Origin of the sequence: Mucilaginibacter aurantiaciroseus, from assembly GCF_024055595.1 — a bacterium.
GTDB lineage: Bacteria > Bacteroidota > Bacteroidia > Sphingobacteriales > Sphingobacteriaceae > Mucilaginibacter > Mucilaginibacter aurantiaciroseus.
This window is the reverse complement of record NZ_JAMXOF010000002.1, coordinates 606,162-625,524: the sequence shown is the minus strand read 5'-3', so window position 1 is coordinate 625,524 and position 19,363 is coordinate 606,162. Positions and strand designations below refer to the sequence as shown.

Genomic DNA, 19,363 nt, shown 5'->3' with positions numbered 1-19,363 from the left:
TTGTAATGATAGCCATCGTTTCATCAACCATAAAACCGTTAACCGGGCCACAACAATCAAAAAGTTTTTATACTTATGAGCAAAGGGTTGAACAAACTAAGTTTACTTTGCTACGCCTGCGCGAATGCGGTTTTACCAAAATATTCCTCATTGATAATTCGCCGCTTTTAGATAAGGAACAGATCCAAAAACTATTAACCGGTTTCCCGGAGGTTGAGGTGCACCATTTATTACAGTACCAGTTTAAAAACAAAGGCATAAACGAGTTATTGCTGTTGTTATATTTAATTGAGTACCTGCCGGCTAATCAACCTGTTTTCAAAATAAGCGGCCGCTACTACCCTATTCAGGGCTTTAAGAAACCTACTTTTGCAGATGTTGCCGTAAAAAAATACCGTCACGCCCGCAATAATAACAGCATATCTACCAGGGGGTATTGGGTAAAAGATGCCGATACGCTTCACCGTTTTTTAACAGACTGCCTTTATGAGCATTTTGTGTATTCGGAAAGGATCGTTGGGTTAGGAAGTTTGATTAGGGTGCTATTTCGTAAAAAAGATAAAAACACCCCGCACTTTAGTATCTCTATTGAGTTTGCAGCCGAGCGTGTTTTAAGAAAAGGCAATTATGATGTTACATTTATAGATAAAATTGGCATTGAGGGATTAGTTGCCGGGGCGGAGAATGTAGAAAAGATAACAGAATGAAGATTTTTCTGTCTTTTTTCCAATCGAAAACTAAACATCCAATACCTGCATACAGCTTTTGGGAATATTACATTAAAAACGGTATTGAAGAAGCCGGATATGAATGGATAGAATGCCCGGATGTAGATTGGGCCCTGGGCAGGGTGCCCAAATCCAAACAGGCGCAACTCAACTGGAAACAGGATGCATGGCAAAAAACGGTTGATTTTTTAAAAGCCAACCCTGCCGACCTTTTTTTAAGTTACCTGTATCCCCACCAGATAGATACTTCGGCAATTGAGCAGATCCGGAAAACCGGTACCCCCTGCGTAAATTTCTTTTGCGATCACATCCGCGATTTTACTACCCTTCCAAAAGAATTTGCCGCATTTGATTTAAACTGGGTTCCCGAATACAAGGCCATTCAACAATATAAAAAAGCAGGTTATCCTTACATTAACCTGCCCATGCCAATGTGGGTGGCGCCACAATACCGTATTTTGCAACCCGAGGTAAATTCGCAAATAACTTTTATAGGCTCAAAGGATATCCAGCGTCATTTGATGTTTGAAAGCGTAATTAAACAAGACCCAATTGTCGATTTAGCTATTTATGGCAGCGGGTGGACACCGTCTGCAGATATTCAACAGGAGTTAAAGCCTTACGGGCTTCACAAAAAAATACGGTTTCAATTTCAGCAATTAAACCAATACGGCATTAACGGATATACCGAAAAATTGAAACGGCGAAGTTATACAGGGCAAATAAGCATTGCTCTACAGTCGAAAATACATGGCGTACCGCCTGCAGAAGAATATAACCGGCTAACCTCCGGCAGCATGATAACCGTTGGGGTTAACAGGTATCCTTCTTACCTTTTTCCCCTGGCTAAGCCCGACACCTACTCGCGGCTGCGTGATATTGAAGCCCCTATGCTTGGCGCTTGTTATTTAACTGAGTGGACAGAAGGTATAGAACAACTGTACGATATTAATAACGAAATAGAAACCTATACAACGCCCGAGGATTTTCTGCAGAAAACAGCATTATTAAAAAATGATGTCATTAAACGCAAAAACCTAAAAACAAACGGGCAAAAACGGGTTCTAAACAACCATAGCATACCCGCTTCTTTAAAAGAAATATTGTGTACGCTAAATTTATAAGCTTCTTAAATCAACCGGTTAAATCTCCGGGGCTAAAAAACAAATACAATCCGGCCATTGAACAATATCGCGGACTATGCGCACTTTTAGTTATGATGGAGCATGGTACAGGGCATACCGATATGCTATTTAAAAATTTTACATGGCCGCTGTATGTCAACTATTTTGGTGCAGGCTTTTTATCGGTAATTATGTTCTTTTGTATTTCGGGCTATGTAATTGGTATCACTAACAGTAATACCAATTTTAGCATTTGGCCTTACATCAAAAAACGAATGATAAGGCTTTACCCCATATACCTGATATCAATAGCACTATGCGTAATTATTGCAGGCGGGATTACCGTATATGTATTATTTGGCAATATTTTCTTTCTTCAAAACGATACCCCTTACTTTGGTTTCAAAGTCCCCATATTTATTAATTATGTAACCTGGACTTTAAATAGCGAGGTTTTATATTACCTGTTATTTATCATCATAATTTATCTGAAGCCAAAAGTGTGGAAGCTGCTACTTTTTATGCTGATTCTTACGCTACTTGTTACCATTGCGCCTCCTTCGTTTTTAGCGGGTTATGCAAATGGTTATTACTTTTGGATATTAGGCCTGTTCATTGGCTGGAACCTTATAAAGGGCGATAACGATGTGCCTATACAACCCGTACCTATATTAAGTTTGTTATTCCTGCATTTATGCCAGCATCATTTGGGCATTGGTCAAATGATATTACATACACTTGGTGTGTACACATATTCGGGATTGAACTGGTTGTTTGATATCCCTTTTTGTCTGATGGTAATGAGTATTTTAACCAATCGCGATAACGCCTTTTTAAGGTTTAATAAAATAGTATGTTTCATCCTGCCCGCATTTGTTTTTATATTTTTAATAGCTACCAACCGCATTTTTGAAGATATACGCTGGATGATGTGTTTAATTTATTGGATCTTATCCCTGGTATTTTACTTTGAGAGAAAAGCATCGGCTTTTATTGCTGATAAACTTACCGGCGTAGGGAAAATATCATATGCCTTATACCTGCTGCACGTACCGGTAGCTTTGCTTATTAAAAAATTGATTTCCATAAGTAACCCAACTGCCGAAATAGTGGTTAAATACCTGCTTTGGATAAGTATTACTTTTTCATTGTCGATACTTTTAGAACTATACCTGCAACCGGCCATCAGGAAAACTTTGACCCGAGAATGAACAGGATCCACCTTTATTTCCGTTCACAACCTGCTACCGACCGCTTTTTCCCCGGCGACAGGTATATAATACCCGCGCTGCGTAAATTGATCAAAGGGAACAAGGTCTCTGGTATTGAAAAAGTATTTATAAACCTTTGTAAAGGGTTTGATGAGCTTAGCGTTGACTACGACATAAACCTGCCATTCAAAAAAATACAGCCGGGTGAGCCCGCTGTGGTTTTGGGAAATGGTAGGTATGCATTACAGGGTTACCATCAGCCTAATCCGGTTATAGCGGGTATCGGTTTAATGACCCACCCTTCAGAATGGCCGGGCTTGTTTACCGATTACCCTGTAGCCAAATATTTGCAGCACTCCGTATGGGCTAATAACGTTTATATACCCTATTATGGAACTGCTAATTGCGAAATATGGCCTGCCGGTGTCAATACAGGTAAATGGGCCCCCAGCGCAAACACAACAAAAAAATATGATATACTGGTGTACGATAAAATCATGTGGGATAAAGATGAAACCCGCAAACAATTAAAGGCACCTATTTTAGAAAAACTAAATAAACTTGGGTTATCATATGCAGAAATAACCTACGGCGATTATAAAGAGGCGAAATACTTTGACCTATTGCAACAAAGCAAAGCCATGATATTCCTTTGCGAGCACGAAAGCCAGGGCTTTGCCTGCTGCGAAGCAATGGCTACCAATGTACCCGTATTTGCCTGGAACAAGGGCCAATGGTTAGACCCCAATCGCTTCGCGTGGGGCGAAACAGAACCGGTGCCGGCATCATCCATTCCATTTTTTGATACGAGATGTGGTATGCAATTTAAAAACATGGAAGGTTTTGAAGCATCCATCGATCAATTTTGGCACACGCTAACCACCAATGGTTTTAAACCCCGCGAATATATTTTAGAAAATATCACATTAAAAAAAAGCGCGCAAAAAATGCTGGATATCATTAATAGCGTTTATTCATGAAGATCCTGCTCATCATGGATCCCGGTATCCCGGTGCCTCCCAAATTATATGGGGGCCACGAACGCCTGGTATATCTTTTCGCCGAGGAATACAATAAATTAGGCCACGAAGTAACCCTGCTTGCCGGGCCCGATTCAAATTGCAGCGGCAAAGTTGTAACGTTCGGTATAAATGACCTTAACAGGTCAAAAACGCAGCAATACAAAGAGGTTTTGTTTGTTTGGAAATACCTTATCCAAAACCACAAAGGTTTTGACCTCGTACACAACTTTGGGCGGCTTATATATTACCTGCCTATACTTAACAAACCCGTAAAGAAACTAATGACCTATGGCCGGCCGGTTAGCAGGCGTGGTATACGCATCATAAATGCTTTACCCAATAAAAACCTGGTTTTTACAGGCTGCAGTAACTACTGCGTGGCAACAGGTAATGTGGCAGGCCAATGGCATACCGTTTATAATGCGATAGATTTTAACCAATACCAGCTAAACAAAAACGTAGCCATAGATGCCCCGTTAATGTTTTTGGGCCGGCTTGATAAAATCAAGGGCGTGCATACCGCTATTAAAGCGGCAAATGCAACCGGTAATAAACTACTGATAGCCGGTAACATTTCACATACCGAAGATAACTATCAGTATTTTAAAACCGAGATCGAGCCGCATATTGATAACGACCGCGTAGTTTACTTGGGGGCATTAAATGACAAAGAAAAAAACCATTATTTAGGGCAGGCAAAAGCCTTATTGTTCCCGATTGAGTGGGATGAACCATTTGGCATTGTGATGATCGAGGCCATGGCATGCGGCACGCCTGTGATCGCATTTAACCGGGGATCGGTGCCGGAGGTCGTTGAGGACGGGGTAAACGGCTTTAGGGTTAACAATGCTGATGAAATGATCAAAAAAATAGATGGCATACAGCTTATTGACCGATCTGCCTGCAGGCGGGCTGCGATACAACGGTTTGACGTTAGTATCATAGCAAGCCAATACCTATCACTAAAAACAACGTAATTTATATGACTTTTAAACAAAAGATCGGATCTCTTATCGTTAAAAATGCCCCCGTATCTCCGGAGATATTTTCAATACTAAGGGGCGAATTTCGCGCTTTCAGGAACAGGTTAAATTATCGCCTTAATCCCTTTAAAAAAGCGGCAGTAAAAAAAATCATCAATGCCTCCAACATCAGCTTAAATGTTGGCTGTGGCCCTTTTGGGCACGATGGATGGGTAAATGTAGACCTAATGGCCCTGGAAAATGTTTCTTTTACTTATGATACCCGTAAGCACCTGCCATTTAAAGATGATTCTGTTGAAAGGATAAGGGTAGAACACTTTTTTGAGCACATAGATAAATCATTTGAAGCACCCTTTTTTTTAGAGGAATGTAAAAGAGTAATGAAACCCAGAGCAGTTTTAAGAATAGCGGTACCCGATGTGGAGAAATTTATTAACGCCTATTATCATAACGATGAAGAATCATGGAAAGCCCTTGGTTACAACATCAATAACCTTCCAAATGGTTTTGATACAAAAATTGCTATCCTGAACCACATTTTCAGGCAGGATGGTGAACATAAATATGCTTACGACTGGGAAGCACTGCAGTTCCTTTTAACAAAGCACGGGTTCAAAAATATTACCAGGCAACAGTACAGGCAGTCATTAGACGAACAGCTAGTTGAAGACCAGTTTAACCACAGCAACCATTCCCTATACGTAGATTGCGTAAAATAGCTTGAAAAAAGTTGTTCTTATTTCAGTAGGCCAGCCCTCTACCAACCCCCGGTTAGTAAAAGAAGCTAACGCTTTACAAAATGCGGGGTATGAGGTTTACGTGATCTATACTTTTTGGACACAATGGGCCTGGGAAACAGACAAACAACTGTTCAAAGAAATTAACTGGACTCCGATATTGGCAGGCGGCTCGCCGTTTGAAGCACGATCAACCTATTTTTTTACCCGGTTAAGGGTAAAGGCAGCCCGGTTTATTGCTAAACACATCACACTCAAATTTGGCATTGCAGAAATCGCCCTTGGCAGAACTTACCCGGAATTACTGAAAAAAGCAATTGCTATAAAGGCTGATCTGTATATCGCCCATATACAAGCGGCACTGCCTGTAGCCGTGAAAGCGGCAAAAAAACGTCTTGTAAAATGCGGTTTCGACATCGAAGATTTTCACCGACACGAGGTTACCGATGATACCACTTCATATGAGTATGTTATCTCCAAATATATTGATGATAAATACCTGCCGTTAACAGATTATTTAACGGCAAGCAGTCCGCTTATTGCCGATGAGTACCGCAGGCTGTTTCCAAATACCAACCCGGTCACTATATTAAATGTATTTCCAAAAAGCAGTGCGGTTAATCATCTGCATCAAAACAAAAATGAACCAATAAAACTCTTTTGGTTTTCTCAAACCATAGGTAACGGGCGCGGCTTAAGCAACATCATTAGCGCTTTAAAACTTTTAGAAAACAACCCGTTCGAACTTCATTTATTAGGCCAGACTGATGATGCCTTTAAAGAAAGCTTTGATTTGGGCGGGCTCCCTGTTTATTTCCATCAACCGGTTAACCCAAATAAGCTTATAGAATTTGCCATGCAGTTTGATATAGGTATAGCCGCCGAAAACAACACACCATATAACAGGGATATTTGCCTAACCAACAAAATATTTACATACATGCAGGCCGGGCTTGCTGTAATAGCCAGCGATACCACCGCACAACAGGCGTTACTAACCCAATATCCTGCAATAGGACTGGTGTACCAAAACAATCCTATCCATTCTTTGGCTGCTGCACTAAGGCATTATTCCGAAACTAACAATGCCCTTGCAGATGCAAAGCAAGCCTCGTTTAAATTAGCGCAGGAAAAGTTTAACTGGGAACAGGAAAGTATAACCTTCTTACAAACCGTGCAAAAAACATTGCAAGTATCTTGAAACGCAAAGTGCTCATCATATCGCCATACTTCCCGCCGGTAAACGCTGCGGATATGCAGAGGGTTAGGATGAGTCTGCCTTATTATGCAAATTTTGGCTGGGATGCAGAGGTGGTTTGTGTTGATGAACAATACACCGATATGGCGACGGATCAATTACTGCTGCAAAGTGTGCCCGGCACTATTAAGGTCCATCGTGTTAGCGCATTAAGTAAAAACTTTACGGCTAAATTTGGTTTGGGGAGCCTGGCACTACGTTCTTTATGGTATTACCGTAAAACAGTAAACAAGTTGCTGGCCCAACAAAAGTTCGATCTTATTTATTTTTCCACCACGCAATTCCCGGTTTGTATCCTTGGCAGTTATTGGAAAAAGCGTTTCGGGACCCCGTATGTGATAGATATGCAAGACCCATGGCATTCTGACTATTACCGGGATAAGCCTAAAGAACAGCAACCACCAAAATACTGGTTTTCATACCGGCTAAATAAATACCTGGAACCTTTGGCCATGAAACAGGTGGATGGCTTAATAAGCGTATCAGAAAGTTATATAGCTACACTTAAAGAGCGCTACCCGCAAATACAGAACATTCCGCAGGCTACCATTACTTTTGGCGCTTACCAACCAGATCTTACCATAGCGGCAAATAACGCTCAAAACTTCACATCACTGCTTGACACCAATCATAAAAATATAGTTTATGTTGGCCGCGGAGGTACCGATATGCACAAAGCGGTAAACGCTTTGTTTACCGCGTTTAAACAATGTGCGGATACAAACCCCGGTTTACTGAATAAAATAAGGTTCTACTTTATTGGTACAAGTTACGCCGCGGCAGGGCAAGGCATACCAACCCTATTACCGCTGGCAAAACAGCATGGGATGGAAAGTAACATCATCGAAATTACTGATCGAATTAGTTATTATCATACCTTGCTTACCCTGCAACAGGCTGATGCGCTATTTATCCCCGGATCTGACGATCCGGCATATACAGCATCTAAAATTTACCCATATTTACTTAGCAAAAGGCCCCTTTTGGCAGTCTTTAATCCTAAAAGCCCGGCAATTGCCACGCTTGGCGAATATGGGGCTAAGCATGTTTATACATTTGATAATGTTGACGGGATAGCGGGCTTTATAAATGAAGTTGCCAATGGAGTTGCCATTGCGCAAGATTATAATAATGACGCAGTAGAACGGTACTCGGCCAATAATATGGCAAGCCAGCAATGCCTGCTTTTTAACGCGGTGGTAAGCAAATGAGATTAGCTATTATTACCACACACCCTATTCAATATTACGCACCCGTTTTTAAGCTGCTTAGCCAACGTGGAAACATCAATATACAAGTTTTTTATACCTGGGGGCAGCAATCCCTCGATAAGCACGACCCCGGTTTTGGCAAACAAATAATATGGGATGTCCCCCTGCTGGAAGGCTATCCGTACCATTGGGTACCCAACACAGCCAAACAGCCCGGATCGCATCACTATAAAGGCATTGTTAACCCCGGTCTTATAACGCTTATCGAAAATTACAACCCCGATGCCCTATTAGTTTTTGGCTGGGCATATCAAAGCCATCTAAAGGCTATCAGGCATTTTAAGAATCGCATACCTGTGCTTTTCCGCGGGGATTCTACCTTATTAGATGAAACAGGGGGAATAAGGTCTCTTGTAAAATCAGTATTGCTTAAGTGGGTTTACAAACATGTAAACCATGCCTTTTATGTGGGTACAAGCAATAAAGCATACTTTAAAAAATTCGGCTTAAAAGAAAGCCAGCTAAGTTTTGCACCTCATGCTACCGATAACCTTAGGTTTGCGGCTGACAGAAGCTTAGAAGCACAACACCTCCGCCAAAAACTGGGGATTGGTACAAACGATCTGCTCATACTTTTTGCAGGCAAGTTTGAAAATAAAAAAGCGCCCCTGCTGCTGCTCAAAGCCTTTTTATTGTTAAATAAACCCAACGTACATTTATTATTTACCGGGAATGGTATCTTAGAAGGGCCTTTAAAAGCTGTCCCAAACCAAAACGTCCATTTTATGGATTTTCAGAACCAAACCTATATGCCGGTAATTTACCAGGCCTGCAATTTATTTTGCCTGCCATCAGGCGGGCCCGGCGAAACATGGGGGCTTGCTGTTAACGAAGCTATGGCTTGCAATAAGGCTATATTAGTGTCCGATAAGGTAGGCTGTGCTGTTGACCTGGTTAAACCCGGTTATAATGGCGCTATATTTAAAAGTGGCGATGAAAAAAGCCTGCTTAAAAACCTGATAGCACTAACCGGATCTGCCAACGAATTAACCGAGCTTGGTAAACACTCGGGTATCATCATAAAAGACTGGGACTTTACCAAAATTGCGATTGCAATTGAAAATAAACTATTGAATGAAACGAACTGACCGCATCAAGCTGAATTTTATCCGTAATTGGAATTTGCCCGGTAAAGAACGGCTGGCTCATTTTTTCAGTCCATCAAATCAGCTTAAAACCCAAATTAAGGATGGGATTGTATGGTTAAATACCGAGGATATTGCCATATATACAACTGCCGATAATTATATAGAATGGACCATTTTAAGCACCGGCACTTACGAAGACGAGATAAATAAACTAATCAGGATATCGTTAAAACCAGGCGAGAACGCTTTAGATATTGGGGGCAATATTGGTTTGCAAAGCATCCGCATGTCGCAATGTGTTGGCAATGGCGGTAAGGTTTATGCCTTTGAGCCGCTTAACCACCTGCAGGAAAAATTCAAAAAAAACGTATCGCTTAACAAGGCGGTTAATGTAACACTGCTCCCGTTTGCTTTATCGGATACCGAAACCGAGGCCGAATTTAGCATCAACAAAAATGCCTGGAACCAGGGCACTTTTAGTTTAAATGATTCACAAGTGCATACCGATAAGCAAACCGTGTATGTAAAAATTGCCGATAACCTGTCGGAGGTACAATCCTTAAACCACCTGGCATTAATAAAAATAGATGTTGAAGGGTATGAATACCAGGTTTTACGCGGCCTTACAAATACTTTAAAGCAACATAAGCCCCGCATTATTTTTGAGTACGATAGCAATTACTGGGCTACAATTGGCCAAAGTATAATAGACTGTACAGCCTTTTTACTATCATTGGGCTATACGCTATACCAAATAACATCTGTTGGCTGCGAATTGATAACTGATGTTAAAAAAATTGAAAGTGGAAACCTGTTTTGCATACCGCTTAAATAATGGCTAACAAACAAAAGCTGGAAAGGTACCTGGTACTTTATTTACCCTGGCTTTTAGCATCGATATTTAGGGCCGATGCCGTCTTGTCTTACATTATAGCCTGGCTGGGGTCATTCCTTATATTTTACATAACCTTATCGGGTTGGGTAAAACCGTTACCGCCAGACCGCAGCTTTAGCGAGCAACTAATGCGCCCGCTATTTATTATGCAAATAATATTTGCCGGTTTTATGTGTTGCACATCAATATTTTACTTTTTTGATGTATTGGGCTACAGCGATTTCAAAAAAACAACCAGCCTAATTTTAACCGACCAAACAAGGTTAATGTTTACAGCGCAATGCCAGCGCTATTACAGCCTTGCACACGCATCATTTGTTACCGGGATCTTAGTTTTCATGAAGTATCCCCAGGAAAAAAAATACTACATAGAGAAAGAAGTACTTGCTAATTTACTGTTAAGGGTAGCTTTTATCAGCTTCCCGGTATCTATAGCATTCCTTAGTATACCGGGGCTAACCCAGTTCTACTTCCAACTTAGCTCACTTAGTTTTATCGCGGGTACGCTGGCTTTGGCTTTTGCCATACCGCTAAACAAATCGTTAAACACTATTATTTGTACATTGCTGTATCTGTTTAACCTTTACGAGGCGTTTCATTCGGGGTTTAAAGAACCGGTTATTATCAGCATAATGGTACTGGGTGTATTTTTATACCCCAACTACAAAAAAATAATTACGGTAACGTTTATCCCCTTGTTATTAGCTGCTTTTATACTGTTACCTACCTACGTAACCAATTTTCGCCAAAATGCATGGTCGGGAGATTCTGATGCAGAAGAGTCATCCCAGTTAGCACTGGATGCCACGTTGAATAACGATAATGATGACTCTAACTGGTCGTTTTTTGTTTACCGTTTAAGCGAAATAGATATGTTTATCACCTTCGCGCAATCTACCCCGCAAAATGTAGATTACTACGGGGTTAAGTTACTGGAGCAATCGTTAATTGTAATTGTACCACGCGTATTTTGGCCCGACAAACCCGTTACAGAAGACCTGGTAATGCAGCGCGTGTACGATGCCGGTGTAGCTAACAGGCTGTCAAATGTATCTGCCAAGCCCGCGTTTGTGGTAGATGCTTACTTGTCCGGCGGCCTTATTGGCATATTTATTACGCTATTTGCTTATGGTGCTATAGCTCAGCTTATCTCTAAAAAAGCCGAACAGCTTTTTGGTGGCTATATCCTGGGCTCGGCATTAATATTTAGCGGGCTTTTCCAAATCTTTTGGCGTGGTTTAAGTTTTGAGTTTTTAATTAACTCCGTTTTTTGGAGCTATGTAACGATGGTTGTCATACAAAAAATTTTATTGGGCACTAATTTTCTTAAACGGGTTTGAAGGCACTAAACATTATTGCCGCTTATAAACCGGCCGTTATTTATGGTGGCCCTACAATGTCTGTAGCGATGTTGTGCGAGGAATTAAACCGGGCCGGTTTACACACAGAGGTATTTACCACCACCGCAAATGGCGTTGAAGAACTGCCCGTTAGTATAAATAAACCGGTTAATGTAGATGGCGTAACCGTTACCTATTTTAAACGGATCACTAAAGATCACACCCATTTTTCGCCCGCCTTGCTAAAAGCGTTGTGGAAAAGGGCCAAAGAGTTTGATGTGATCCATATCCATGCGTGGTGGAACCTCGTGTCGGTATTATCCTGCGCTATTGCTTTAGCTAAAGGGGTGCCGGTTATATTATCGCCGCGTGGCACATTAAGTAATTATTCGTTCGCTAACAACAACACCGGTAAAAAAAGGATTATCCATGCCCTGTTAGGCAAAAAATTATTGGCTAAATGCCATATCCATGTAACCGCCGCAAGAGAAAGCGTATCTATACTTGATGTTGTAAAACCCTTAAATATTACCACCATACCAAACTTTGTAAAGTTGCCGACAGCGAATGTTGAAAGACCCGCAGTAGCCGATGGGCCTATTAAACTGCTTTTCTTTTCGCGTATAGAAGAAAAAAAAGGACTGGATATTTTATTACAGGCACTTAATACCGTAACCATCCCTTTTCACGTAACCATTGCGGGCGATGGTGACATTACTTATATCAACAAACTTAAAGCATCCGTAACAGACCCGGCCATTACCGCTAAAATAACCTGGGCCGGGTTTTATAACGATGATAAGTTTATATTACTTAGCCAACACGACTTGTTAGTATTACCATCGCACGATGAAAACTTTGGCAATGTAGTAATAGAAAGCCTTAGCGTAGGCACGCCCGTATTAATTAGCTACAACGTTGGCCTTGCCAATTACGTTAAAGACCATAATCTGGGCTGGATCTGCGATACCGATGCGGCATCGGTAAGTGATGCTATTAATAACATGACCGACTACAATACAAAAATAACTGAAATACAAAAAAAAGCACCGGGTATAATCAGGGCAGACTTTTCGGGCTCGCGGTTACAGCAGCAATACATTAATTTTTATAAAGATATTTTAGCACATGAGCGATTATAAAGATTATGGGTACCACAGCAGTGCCATAACCTACAATTTTGATTACGTATTGCAGCCGCTGCTAAATATGCTGGATATAAATAAAAACCTGTGTATTTTAGACCTGGGCTGTGGTAATGGGTTTCTGGTAAATCATTTGATAACTTTAGGTTACAATGCTTATGGTACCGATGCTTCAGAGAAAGGCATCGAGATAGCCAAACAAAAAAATGCCGACAGATTTTTTGTTCAGGATTTATCGACAGGGAAACTGCCCATACAATTACAGGGGTTAAGTTTTAACACCATTATATCTACCGAGGTTATTGAACACCTATACGACCCGGAAGGCTTTATTAAATTTTGCAGGCAGGCATTGGCTGCAAAAGGCGAAATCATACTCTCTACCCCCTACCACGGGTATTTAAAAAACCTGGTATTAAGCGTTTTTAATAAGTGGGATAGCCATATTAGCCCGCTGTGGCTTGGCGGCCACATAAAAATGTGGTCGAGGGCGACGCTGAGCAAAGTGTTAACAGCTAACGGATTTACAGTAACCCATTTTAAAGGTTGCGGCAGGATCCCTTATCTTTGGAAATCTATGTTGATTAAAGCCCGGTTGAATTGAACACGCAATTTTCTTTTATAATACTCACCTATAACGAAGAAATTCATTTGCCCAGGTGGCTTGCCTCGGTAGCGGGGTTAAACGCGGCAACGTACATTTTAGACTCGGGCAGTACAGATGGTACACTTAAAATTGCAGCTGATGCAAATGCGACCGTTTTACATAATAAGTTTGAGAACCACCCAAAACAGTGGGACTTCGCCTTAAAAAACTTTGACGTTAAAACCCCGTGGGTAATTTGCCTTGATGCAGACCAGGTTGTAACGCCCGAATTATTTACGCTGTTGCAAAACTTTAAAAATGAGGCCTGCCAGAATATCAACGGTATTTACTTTAACCGCAAAAACTTTTTTAAAGGCCGGTGGATAAAGTATGGTGGTTATTACCCGTTCTATTTGCTAAAAATGATCAGGTTTGGTGTAGGCTTTTCAGATACCAGTGAAAATATGGATCATCGCCTTGTGGTGCCAGGTAACACCATGATCTGGAAGGATGGCCACCTGTTAGAAGAGAACCTAAAAGAAAATAAAATAAGCTTTTGGATAGCCAAGCATAACACATACAGCGATTTGCTTGCCACCGAAGAAACAGAACGGATGTTGAACCTAAGGCTACAAACCGTTACGCCAAGGTTTTGGGGTTCGCCGGATGAACGCACCGCATGGCTTAAACGCAAATGGTGGAAACTGCCACGCTATGTAAGGCCCATGCTGTATTTCATTTATCGCGTTATATTTAAACTGGGTATATTAGACGGCCGCACAGGCTTAATTTTTCATTTTATGCAGGCATTTTGGTTCCGGCTTGTTGTCGATATAAAAATTGACGAACTTTTAAAACAACAAAACACTGATGGGAAATAAACCGAAACTAAACCCGGCATTGGTTTTTGTATTAAAGTTTTTATGCTTGTTTGGCCTGTTGTACGGGTTTTACATAGTTTATCTCAGCATCACCACTCCCGGTGGTATGCACATCTCCTTTTTTGAAAAACACCTAAACTTTATAAGCGGCTTAAGGTATATATTGATAGAAAGCAGCGCCAGGGTCTTAAATATACTTGGTTACCAAACGCGCACAAACATTAACCAACTGCTTACCGTTGGCCATAATATATTACGTGTAGGGTTTGATTGCCTTGGTTTTGGGGTAATGTGTTTTTTTAGTTCGTTTGTGGTTTCTTATCCCGGCAGTTTTAAATCTAAATTGTTATTTTGTACAATGGGCTTGGTTACCATACAATTATTAAATATATCGCGGTTTGTTTTACTTGGCCTGTATTGGAAACACAATACCAATATTTATCTTTCTGACCATCATACAATATTTAACATCGTTGTTTACATACTCATCGCTATCAGCTTGTATTTTTATACCCGCTATCAAGACAAAGCCACTACTTTAAATGCAGCAAACAAACCTATCGGTATATAATAATCACCCTTACCACCCGGGCGGCAATGCCTTCAAAAGGCTGTTGTGGTATTATGTGAACGGTTTGTTTTTCAGATCGGGCTGGTTGCCTGTAAGCGGAGTTAAAGTTGTTCTATTGCGCTTATTTGGCGCGAGTGTTGGTAAGGGGGTGGTCATTAAGCCCTGCGTAAATATCAAATATCCATGGCACCTTAAAATTGGTAACCACAGCTGGGTAGGCGAAGCCGTTTGGATAGATAGCTTAACCACGGTTATTATTGGCAGCAACGTTTGTATATCACAGGGCGCAATTTTGCAAACCGGCAGCCATAACTACAAAAAGCCTACGTTCGATCTCGTAACCGGGCCAATCACTTTAGAAGACGGCGTTTGGATAGGTTGCGGGGCAATTGTTAACCAGGGTATTACCGTAGCAAGCCACGCTGTACTAACGAGTGGCTCTGTTGCTACAAAAGATCTTGAAAATTATACCATTTATCAGGGTAACCCTGCCATTAAACTGCGCAGTCGTTCTATCGAATAAAACCTGTTATGCGTTATAAAAACCTACCTGCACATCGTATTATCCTGCTAACAGTATTTATAATTGTTGCTGTACTTGGCGTATTGGTTATCATTACACCGGCAGCAATCTTCCCCGATGCAAGCTGGGGTTTCCAGGTTTTACGATCGATGGAGTTGGGCGGGCCGTTTAATGTGCTTACCAAACCAAGCCAGGCAAATATCGCTTTAAACACCAGCGAGTTTATCTCTTGGTGGTCGCCGGGGCAGTATCTTGTCCCATACTTTTTTAAAACCTTGTTTGGGGTAAATACCGGTCATGCTGCGGCTTTAACCACCATGTTTTGCCAGTTAATTGGCTTAATAGGGTTCTACAAATTCTTTAAGAAGGCAGGTTTTAGCCGGTTCATCAGCGCTTTAAGTTTACTGGTGATCATTTGCCAGCAGGCATTTTTAACCCCATACATCTTTTACATCGGCGGCGAAACTTTGTTGTTCGCTTTCGCGGGATGGTTCCTGTACGGATGCCTCATATTCAATAAACCCGATTGGAAGCTGATCCTTTTTATACTGTTCTCCGGCTGGATAGGTTTTATCTGCAAATCATCATTCATCTGGATCTATTTCGCGGGGTTACTATTTTTGTGGGTACAGCTATCTGCCGGGAACCGTAGCGCAAAAGCATGGCTCTTTAAAGGTTTCCGGATAGGTATCCCGGCCTTAATATCGGTTGTTGCTATCTACTGGCTATATTTTTCAAAAGGCCAAAATCCCGCGTCCAGGTCAAACGGTATCGATCTGAGCTGGAAGGTATTCTCCTTCCCCATCGCCTCGCCAATACTCGCAGGCTTTTCTGCCGACGACCTGGTGAATGGTTTTATTTTTCATAATGATGATGCGGTACTATCTGCGGGCTGGGCGGCCGCCGTGCTAATCCTGCTGGCCATATTGAGCATTGTATTAGTATGTAAGATTATCACCAAAGTGCCCGATAAAAACTATCGCCACATCATCATTATATTTTATGGTGTATCCTTGTTATTCTTTGGCTCAGCATTTTTGCGCCGGTTAGATATTTCTTACGAGGCAAGACACTTTAGAATTATAGGCTTATTGATCACACCGGGGGTGCTGTACTTATTCAGTCAGTACAAGATGGTTTATAGGGCGTTTTTAGGTGTTTTTGTGGCGGTTATTGGCTGTTTTTCGGTCGTGTTTTATTACACCGGGTCGCATGGTTTGCATCAATATACAGCGTACGGAACATCGGGCGTTGGCCAGCAATTTATAGATCAGGAAAGCCTTAATTATGTTAAACAGCTTGACGATAAGTACAGGAATGCCACCTTCGTTTTCTTTAGCCCCGATCTTGGTCTGGAGATTAAGCACAACAGGATAATTACACTTGACGCACTAAATTCCGATATCAATATCGACTTTAACCAGTATATCCACAAAGGCCACGCAGGCCCCCTATATATCATAATGCCAGTATATTATGTAGGCATAAGGGCATCTGTAATCCTAAAATCTTTCCCGGGGTACAAAGGCTTTTCACTTAAAGAAATGAGTGACAACTATGTACTTTACTTTGCTACTGAGGCGCGATAGCGTCTTTGTTAATTTCTTTCCAAAGTAGATCCTTCAATTCAGTAATATTCCGTTGGGCAACCGAGGATATGAATACGTAAGGGATATCTTTAGGCACTTCCTTCTCCATCTCTTCCTGCAATTCAGCGTCAAGCATATCAGATTTGGTTATAGCTAATACCCGCGGCTTGTGTATCAGTTCGGGGTTGTATTCGTTAAGTTCTCTTAACAGGATATCGTATTCTTCTTTAATAGTGCGGTTGGTATCGGCAGGTACCATAAACAACAACACCGAGTTACGCTCAATGTGGCGTAAGAAACGGATGCCAAGCCCTTTGCCCTGTGATGCACCCTCTATAATACCCGGAATATCGGCCATAACAAACGATCTGTTATCGCGGTAGCCAACTATACCCAAATTAGGCACCAGTGTTGTAAAGGCGTAATCGGCGATCTCCGGCTTAGCAGCAGATACTACCGAAAGCAAGGTTGATTTACCAGCGTTTGGAAAACCTACTAAACCAACATCGGCCAATAATTTTAGTTCAAGGATGTTCCAGTCTTCTTCGCCATCCTCGCCGGGTTGTGAGTAGCGCGGGGTTTGCTGGGTAGCCGTTTTAAAGTGCCAGTTACCCTGGCCACCACGGCCACCTTTTGATAAGATCCTGGTTTCGCCATCGGCGCTTATTTCAAAAAGCACTTCACCCGTTTCGGCGTTTTTGGCTATAGTACCTAAAGGAACTTCTAAGATCTCATCGCGGCCGGTTTTACCAGATCGTAACGAGCTACCACCCGAATCGCCGTCTCCGGCAATAACGTGCTTGCGGAATTTTAGGTGAAGCAGCGTCCATAACTGGGCGTTACCTTTTACAATAACGTGCCCGCCGCGGCCGCCATCGCCACCATCTGGGCCACCTTTTGAGGTTAAAATATCGCGGTGTAAATGCGATGAACCCGGACCACCATGTCCCGAACGGCAGCATATTTTTACGTAATCAACAAAATTTGAGCCTTGAGACATAGTTTTATGTTTTGAGTCGGAAAGTTTTTTAGACTGAAAGTCCGAAAGACGGTAAGCAAACTGCTTTACCAACTTCCGGACTTTACTGCCTTGCCTACTTTCGGACTATATGATTAATAAGCGTCGATAACCGAATTTATAGAAGATAATATCTCATCTATAGAGCCAATACCATTGATGCTTTTATATTTATCCTGCTTTTTGTAGAAGCCTGCAACCGGTGCAGTCTTATCATTATATTCTTTAATACGCTTGCGAATTACTTCGGGGTTGGCATCATCCGGCCTGCCCGAGGTTTCGCCACGTTTCAATAAACGTTGCTCCAATTCGCCGTCGGTAACTTCCAGGGCTATCATGCCCGAGATTGCTGAATCTTTTGATTCAAGTAAATTGTCCAACGCTTCGGCCTGTGCAACCGTGCGGGGGAAACCATCAAAAATAAAGCCTTTTGCGTTTTTATTAGCATCAAGCTTATTGCTGATCATACCAATCACAACACTGTCCGGAACAAGCATGCCCTCGTCCATCAGTTTTTTTGCTTCGAGGCCAAGCTCGGTACCTTGCGAAATCTCGCCGCGTAACAAATCACCGGTTGAAAGGTGAATTAAGCCAAATTTCTCGATAAGATTTTGTGATTGGGTACCCTTCCCTGCTCCGGGCGGGCCAAACAGTACTAAGTTAAGCATCCCTTTGTGATTAAAGTTAAAAGCCTTTCAGTTATTCAAAACGGAAAGGCTTAATTTTAGTGTGCACTTGTAGGGATTCGAACCCCAAACCTTCTCATCCGTAGTGAGATGCTCTATCCAATTGAGCTACAAATGCATTTAGATATAAACTGTTACCGACTAAACCGGCAACCGCCCCGTTTTTTACGGACTGCAAAAATAAGATTTTCTACATCCATTGCAAACTTTTTTATCAATTACTTTACTTTTTCGGCAATCGCCTCAAAATTTGGCAGGTCGCCGGCGTTCTCTAACACCTCGGCATAGATCACATTTTGCTCCTCATCTATCACAAAAGCAGCACGTTGCGATACGCCTTTCATACCAAAAGCAAACTCGGCGTATAATGCACCATAGGCTGCAGAAACTTCTTTGTTAAAATCAGAAAGTAAAGGAAATTGGTAAGAATTTTCTTCTTTAAACTTAGCCAGGGTAAATGGCGAGTCGACAGAGATGCCTAAAATTTGGGCGTTTAAGCCATCGTAATAACCAAAGCTATCGCGCATGGTGCAAAGCTGCGTGGTACATACACCAGTAAATGCCAACGGGAAGAAATGAATCACCACTTTTTTGTCCTTAAAGTCGGTTAATGAAACTTCTTTAAGATCTGACGAGGTTAATTTAAAATGCGGTGCGGCCTGGCCTACTGTTATCGACATGTTGTTTTTATGTTTTTGTGCTGCAAA

General features: G+C 41.7%; 20 protein-coding genes and 1 tRNA gene. 17 read left to right on the top strand and 4 right to left on the bottom strand.

All coding sequences use genetic code 11. From position 1 onward, the window contains the following. Positions 1 to 5: 5 nt before the first annotated feature. The 17 genes from NAF17_RS10975 to NAF17_RS10895 are packed head-to-tail and all read left to right on the top strand — an operon-like array spanning position 6 to position 16,952. A complete protein-coding gene (locus tag NAF17_RS10975; RefSeq protein ID WP_252758035.1) occupies positions 6 to 707 on the top strand; it encodes a hypothetical protein in 702 nt (233 codons plus the stop codon). After that, positions 704 to 1,852 carry a glycosyltransferase family protein gene (locus NAF17_RS10970; protein ID WP_252758034.1) on the top strand — a complete coding sequence of 383 codons (1,149 nt, stop codon included), beginning with the start codon at positions 704 to 706 and terminating at the stop codon, positions 1,850 to 1,852. The genes NAF17_RS10975 and NAF17_RS10970 overlap by 4 nt, the downstream gene beginning before the upstream one ends. Next, complete coding sequence (locus NAF17_RS10965) at positions 1,834 to 3,063, top strand: acyltransferase family protein (protein ID WP_252758033.1); 1,230 nt, start codon at positions 1,834 to 1,836, stop codon at positions 3,061 to 3,063. The genes NAF17_RS10970 and NAF17_RS10965 overlap by 19 nt, the downstream gene beginning before the upstream one ends. Further along, positions 3,060 to 4,043: a glycosyltransferase family 1 protein gene (locus NAF17_RS10960; protein ID WP_252758032.1), complete on the top strand. Its 984-nt coding sequence runs from the start codon at positions 3,060 to 3,062 to the stop codon at positions 4,041 to 4,043. Before NAF17_RS10965 ends, NAF17_RS10960 begins: the two co-directional genes overlap by 4 nt. Beyond that, positions 4,040 to 5,062 (top strand): glycosyltransferase family 4 protein, encoded by a 1,023-nt coding sequence (locus NAF17_RS10955; protein WP_252758031.1) that lies wholly within the window; start codon positions 4,040 to 4,042, stop codon positions 5,060 to 5,062. The genes NAF17_RS10960 and NAF17_RS10955 overlap by 4 nt, the downstream gene beginning before the upstream one ends. A 5-nt stretch (positions 5,063 to 5,067) precedes the next feature. Continuing rightward, on the top strand, positions 5,068 to 5,787 hold the full coding sequence (locus tag NAF17_RS10950; protein WP_252758030.1) for a class I SAM-dependent methyltransferase: 720 nt from the start codon (positions 5,068 to 5,070) through the stop codon (positions 5,785 to 5,787). A 1-nt stretch (position 5,788) separates the two neighbouring features. After that, complete coding sequence (locus NAF17_RS10945) at positions 5,789 to 7,006, top strand: glycosyltransferase family protein (RefSeq protein ID WP_252758029.1); 1,218 nt, start codon at positions 5,789 to 5,791, stop codon at positions 7,004 to 7,006. Continuing rightward, positions 7,003 to 8,274 carry a glycosyltransferase gene (locus tag NAF17_RS10940; protein ID WP_252758028.1) on the top strand — a complete coding sequence of 424 codons (1,272 nt, stop codon included), beginning with the start codon at positions 7,003 to 7,005 and terminating at the stop codon, positions 8,272 to 8,274. Before NAF17_RS10945 ends, NAF17_RS10940 begins: the two co-directional genes overlap by 4 nt. Continuing rightward, the gene (locus NAF17_RS10935) at positions 8,271 to 9,422 is read left to right on the top strand and encodes a glycosyltransferase family 4 protein (protein WP_252758027.1); all 1,152 of its coding nucleotides are present in this window, start codon (positions 8,271 to 8,273) and stop codon (positions 9,420 to 9,422) included. Before NAF17_RS10940 ends, NAF17_RS10935 begins: the two co-directional genes overlap by 4 nt. After that, positions 9,409 to 10,257 (top strand): FkbM family methyltransferase, encoded by an 849-nt coding sequence (locus tag NAF17_RS10930; RefSeq protein WP_252758026.1) that lies wholly within the window; start codon positions 9,409 to 9,411, stop codon positions 10,255 to 10,257. Before NAF17_RS10935 ends, NAF17_RS10930 begins: the two co-directional genes overlap by 14 nt. Continuing rightward, positions 10,257 to 11,657, top strand: coding sequence for an exosortase Y-associated Wzy-like protein (locus NAF17_RS10925; protein ID WP_252758025.1), 1,401 nt, complete (start codon positions 10,257 to 10,259; stop codon positions 11,655 to 11,657). Before NAF17_RS10930 ends, NAF17_RS10925 begins: the two co-directional genes overlap by 1 nt. Beyond that, the gene (locus tag NAF17_RS10920) at positions 11,654 to 12,799 is read left to right on the top strand and encodes an XrtY-associated glycosyltransferase XYAG1 (RefSeq protein ID WP_252758024.1); all 1,146 of its coding nucleotides are present in this window, start codon (positions 11,654 to 11,656) and stop codon (positions 12,797 to 12,799) included. Before NAF17_RS10925 ends, NAF17_RS10920 begins: the two co-directional genes overlap by 4 nt. Continuing rightward, entirely contained in the window at positions 12,786 to 13,406 is a 621-nt protein-coding gene (locus tag NAF17_RS10915; RefSeq protein ID WP_252758023.1) for a class I SAM-dependent methyltransferase, read from the top strand. The genes NAF17_RS10920 and NAF17_RS10915 overlap by 14 nt, the downstream gene beginning before the upstream one ends. Next, positions 13,403 to 14,269 (top strand): glycosyltransferase family 2 protein, encoded by an 867-nt coding sequence (locus NAF17_RS10910; protein WP_252758022.1) that lies wholly within the window; start codon positions 13,403 to 13,405, stop codon positions 14,267 to 14,269. The genes NAF17_RS10915 and NAF17_RS10910 overlap by 4 nt, the downstream gene beginning before the upstream one ends. Further along, positions 14,259 to 14,840 carry an exosortase Y gene (gene xrtY / locus NAF17_RS10905; RefSeq protein WP_252758021.1) on the top strand — a complete coding sequence of 194 codons (582 nt, stop codon included), beginning with the start codon at positions 14,259 to 14,261 and terminating at the stop codon, positions 14,838 to 14,840. The genes NAF17_RS10910 and xrtY overlap by 11 nt, the downstream gene beginning before the upstream one ends. After that, positions 14,812 to 15,363 carry a WcaF family extracellular polysaccharide biosynthesis acetyltransferase gene (locus tag NAF17_RS10900; RefSeq protein WP_252758020.1) on the top strand — a complete coding sequence of 184 codons (552 nt, stop codon included), beginning with the start codon at positions 14,812 to 14,814 and terminating at the stop codon, positions 15,361 to 15,363. Before xrtY ends, NAF17_RS10900 begins: the two co-directional genes overlap by 29 nt. 8 nt (positions 15,364 to 15,371) lie before the next feature. Further along, a complete protein-coding gene (locus NAF17_RS10895; RefSeq protein ID WP_252758019.1) occupies positions 15,372 to 16,952 on the top strand; it encodes a hypothetical protein in 1,581 nt (526 codons plus the stop codon). Here the strand turns inward: NAF17_RS10895 and obgE are convergent. From obgE to NAF17_RS10875, 4 genes are all read right to left on the bottom strand, one after another. Next, positions 16,936 to 17,952: a GTPase ObgE gene (obgE, locus tag NAF17_RS10890; RefSeq protein WP_252758018.1), complete on the bottom strand. Its 1,017-nt coding sequence runs from the start codon at positions 17,950 to 17,952 to the stop codon at positions 16,936 to 16,938. The two genes, NAF17_RS10895 and obgE, sit on opposite strands and share 17 nt — an antisense overlap. 113 nt (positions 17,953 to 18,065) lie before the next feature. Beyond that, positions 18,066 to 18,638 (bottom strand): adenylate kinase, encoded by a 573-nt coding sequence (locus NAF17_RS10885; RefSeq protein WP_252758017.1) that lies wholly within the window; start codon positions 18,636 to 18,638, stop codon positions 18,066 to 18,068. A 62-nt stretch (positions 18,639 to 18,700) separates the two neighbouring features. After that, a tRNA-Arg gene (locus tag NAF17_RS10880) sits at positions 18,701 to 18,774 on the bottom strand. Positions 18,775 to 18,874: 100 nt separating this feature from the next. Then, entirely contained in the window at positions 18,875 to 19,336 is a 462-nt protein-coding gene (locus NAF17_RS10875) for a redoxin domain-containing protein (protein WP_252758016.1), read from the bottom strand. Positions 19,337 to 19,363 lie beyond the last annotated feature (27 nt).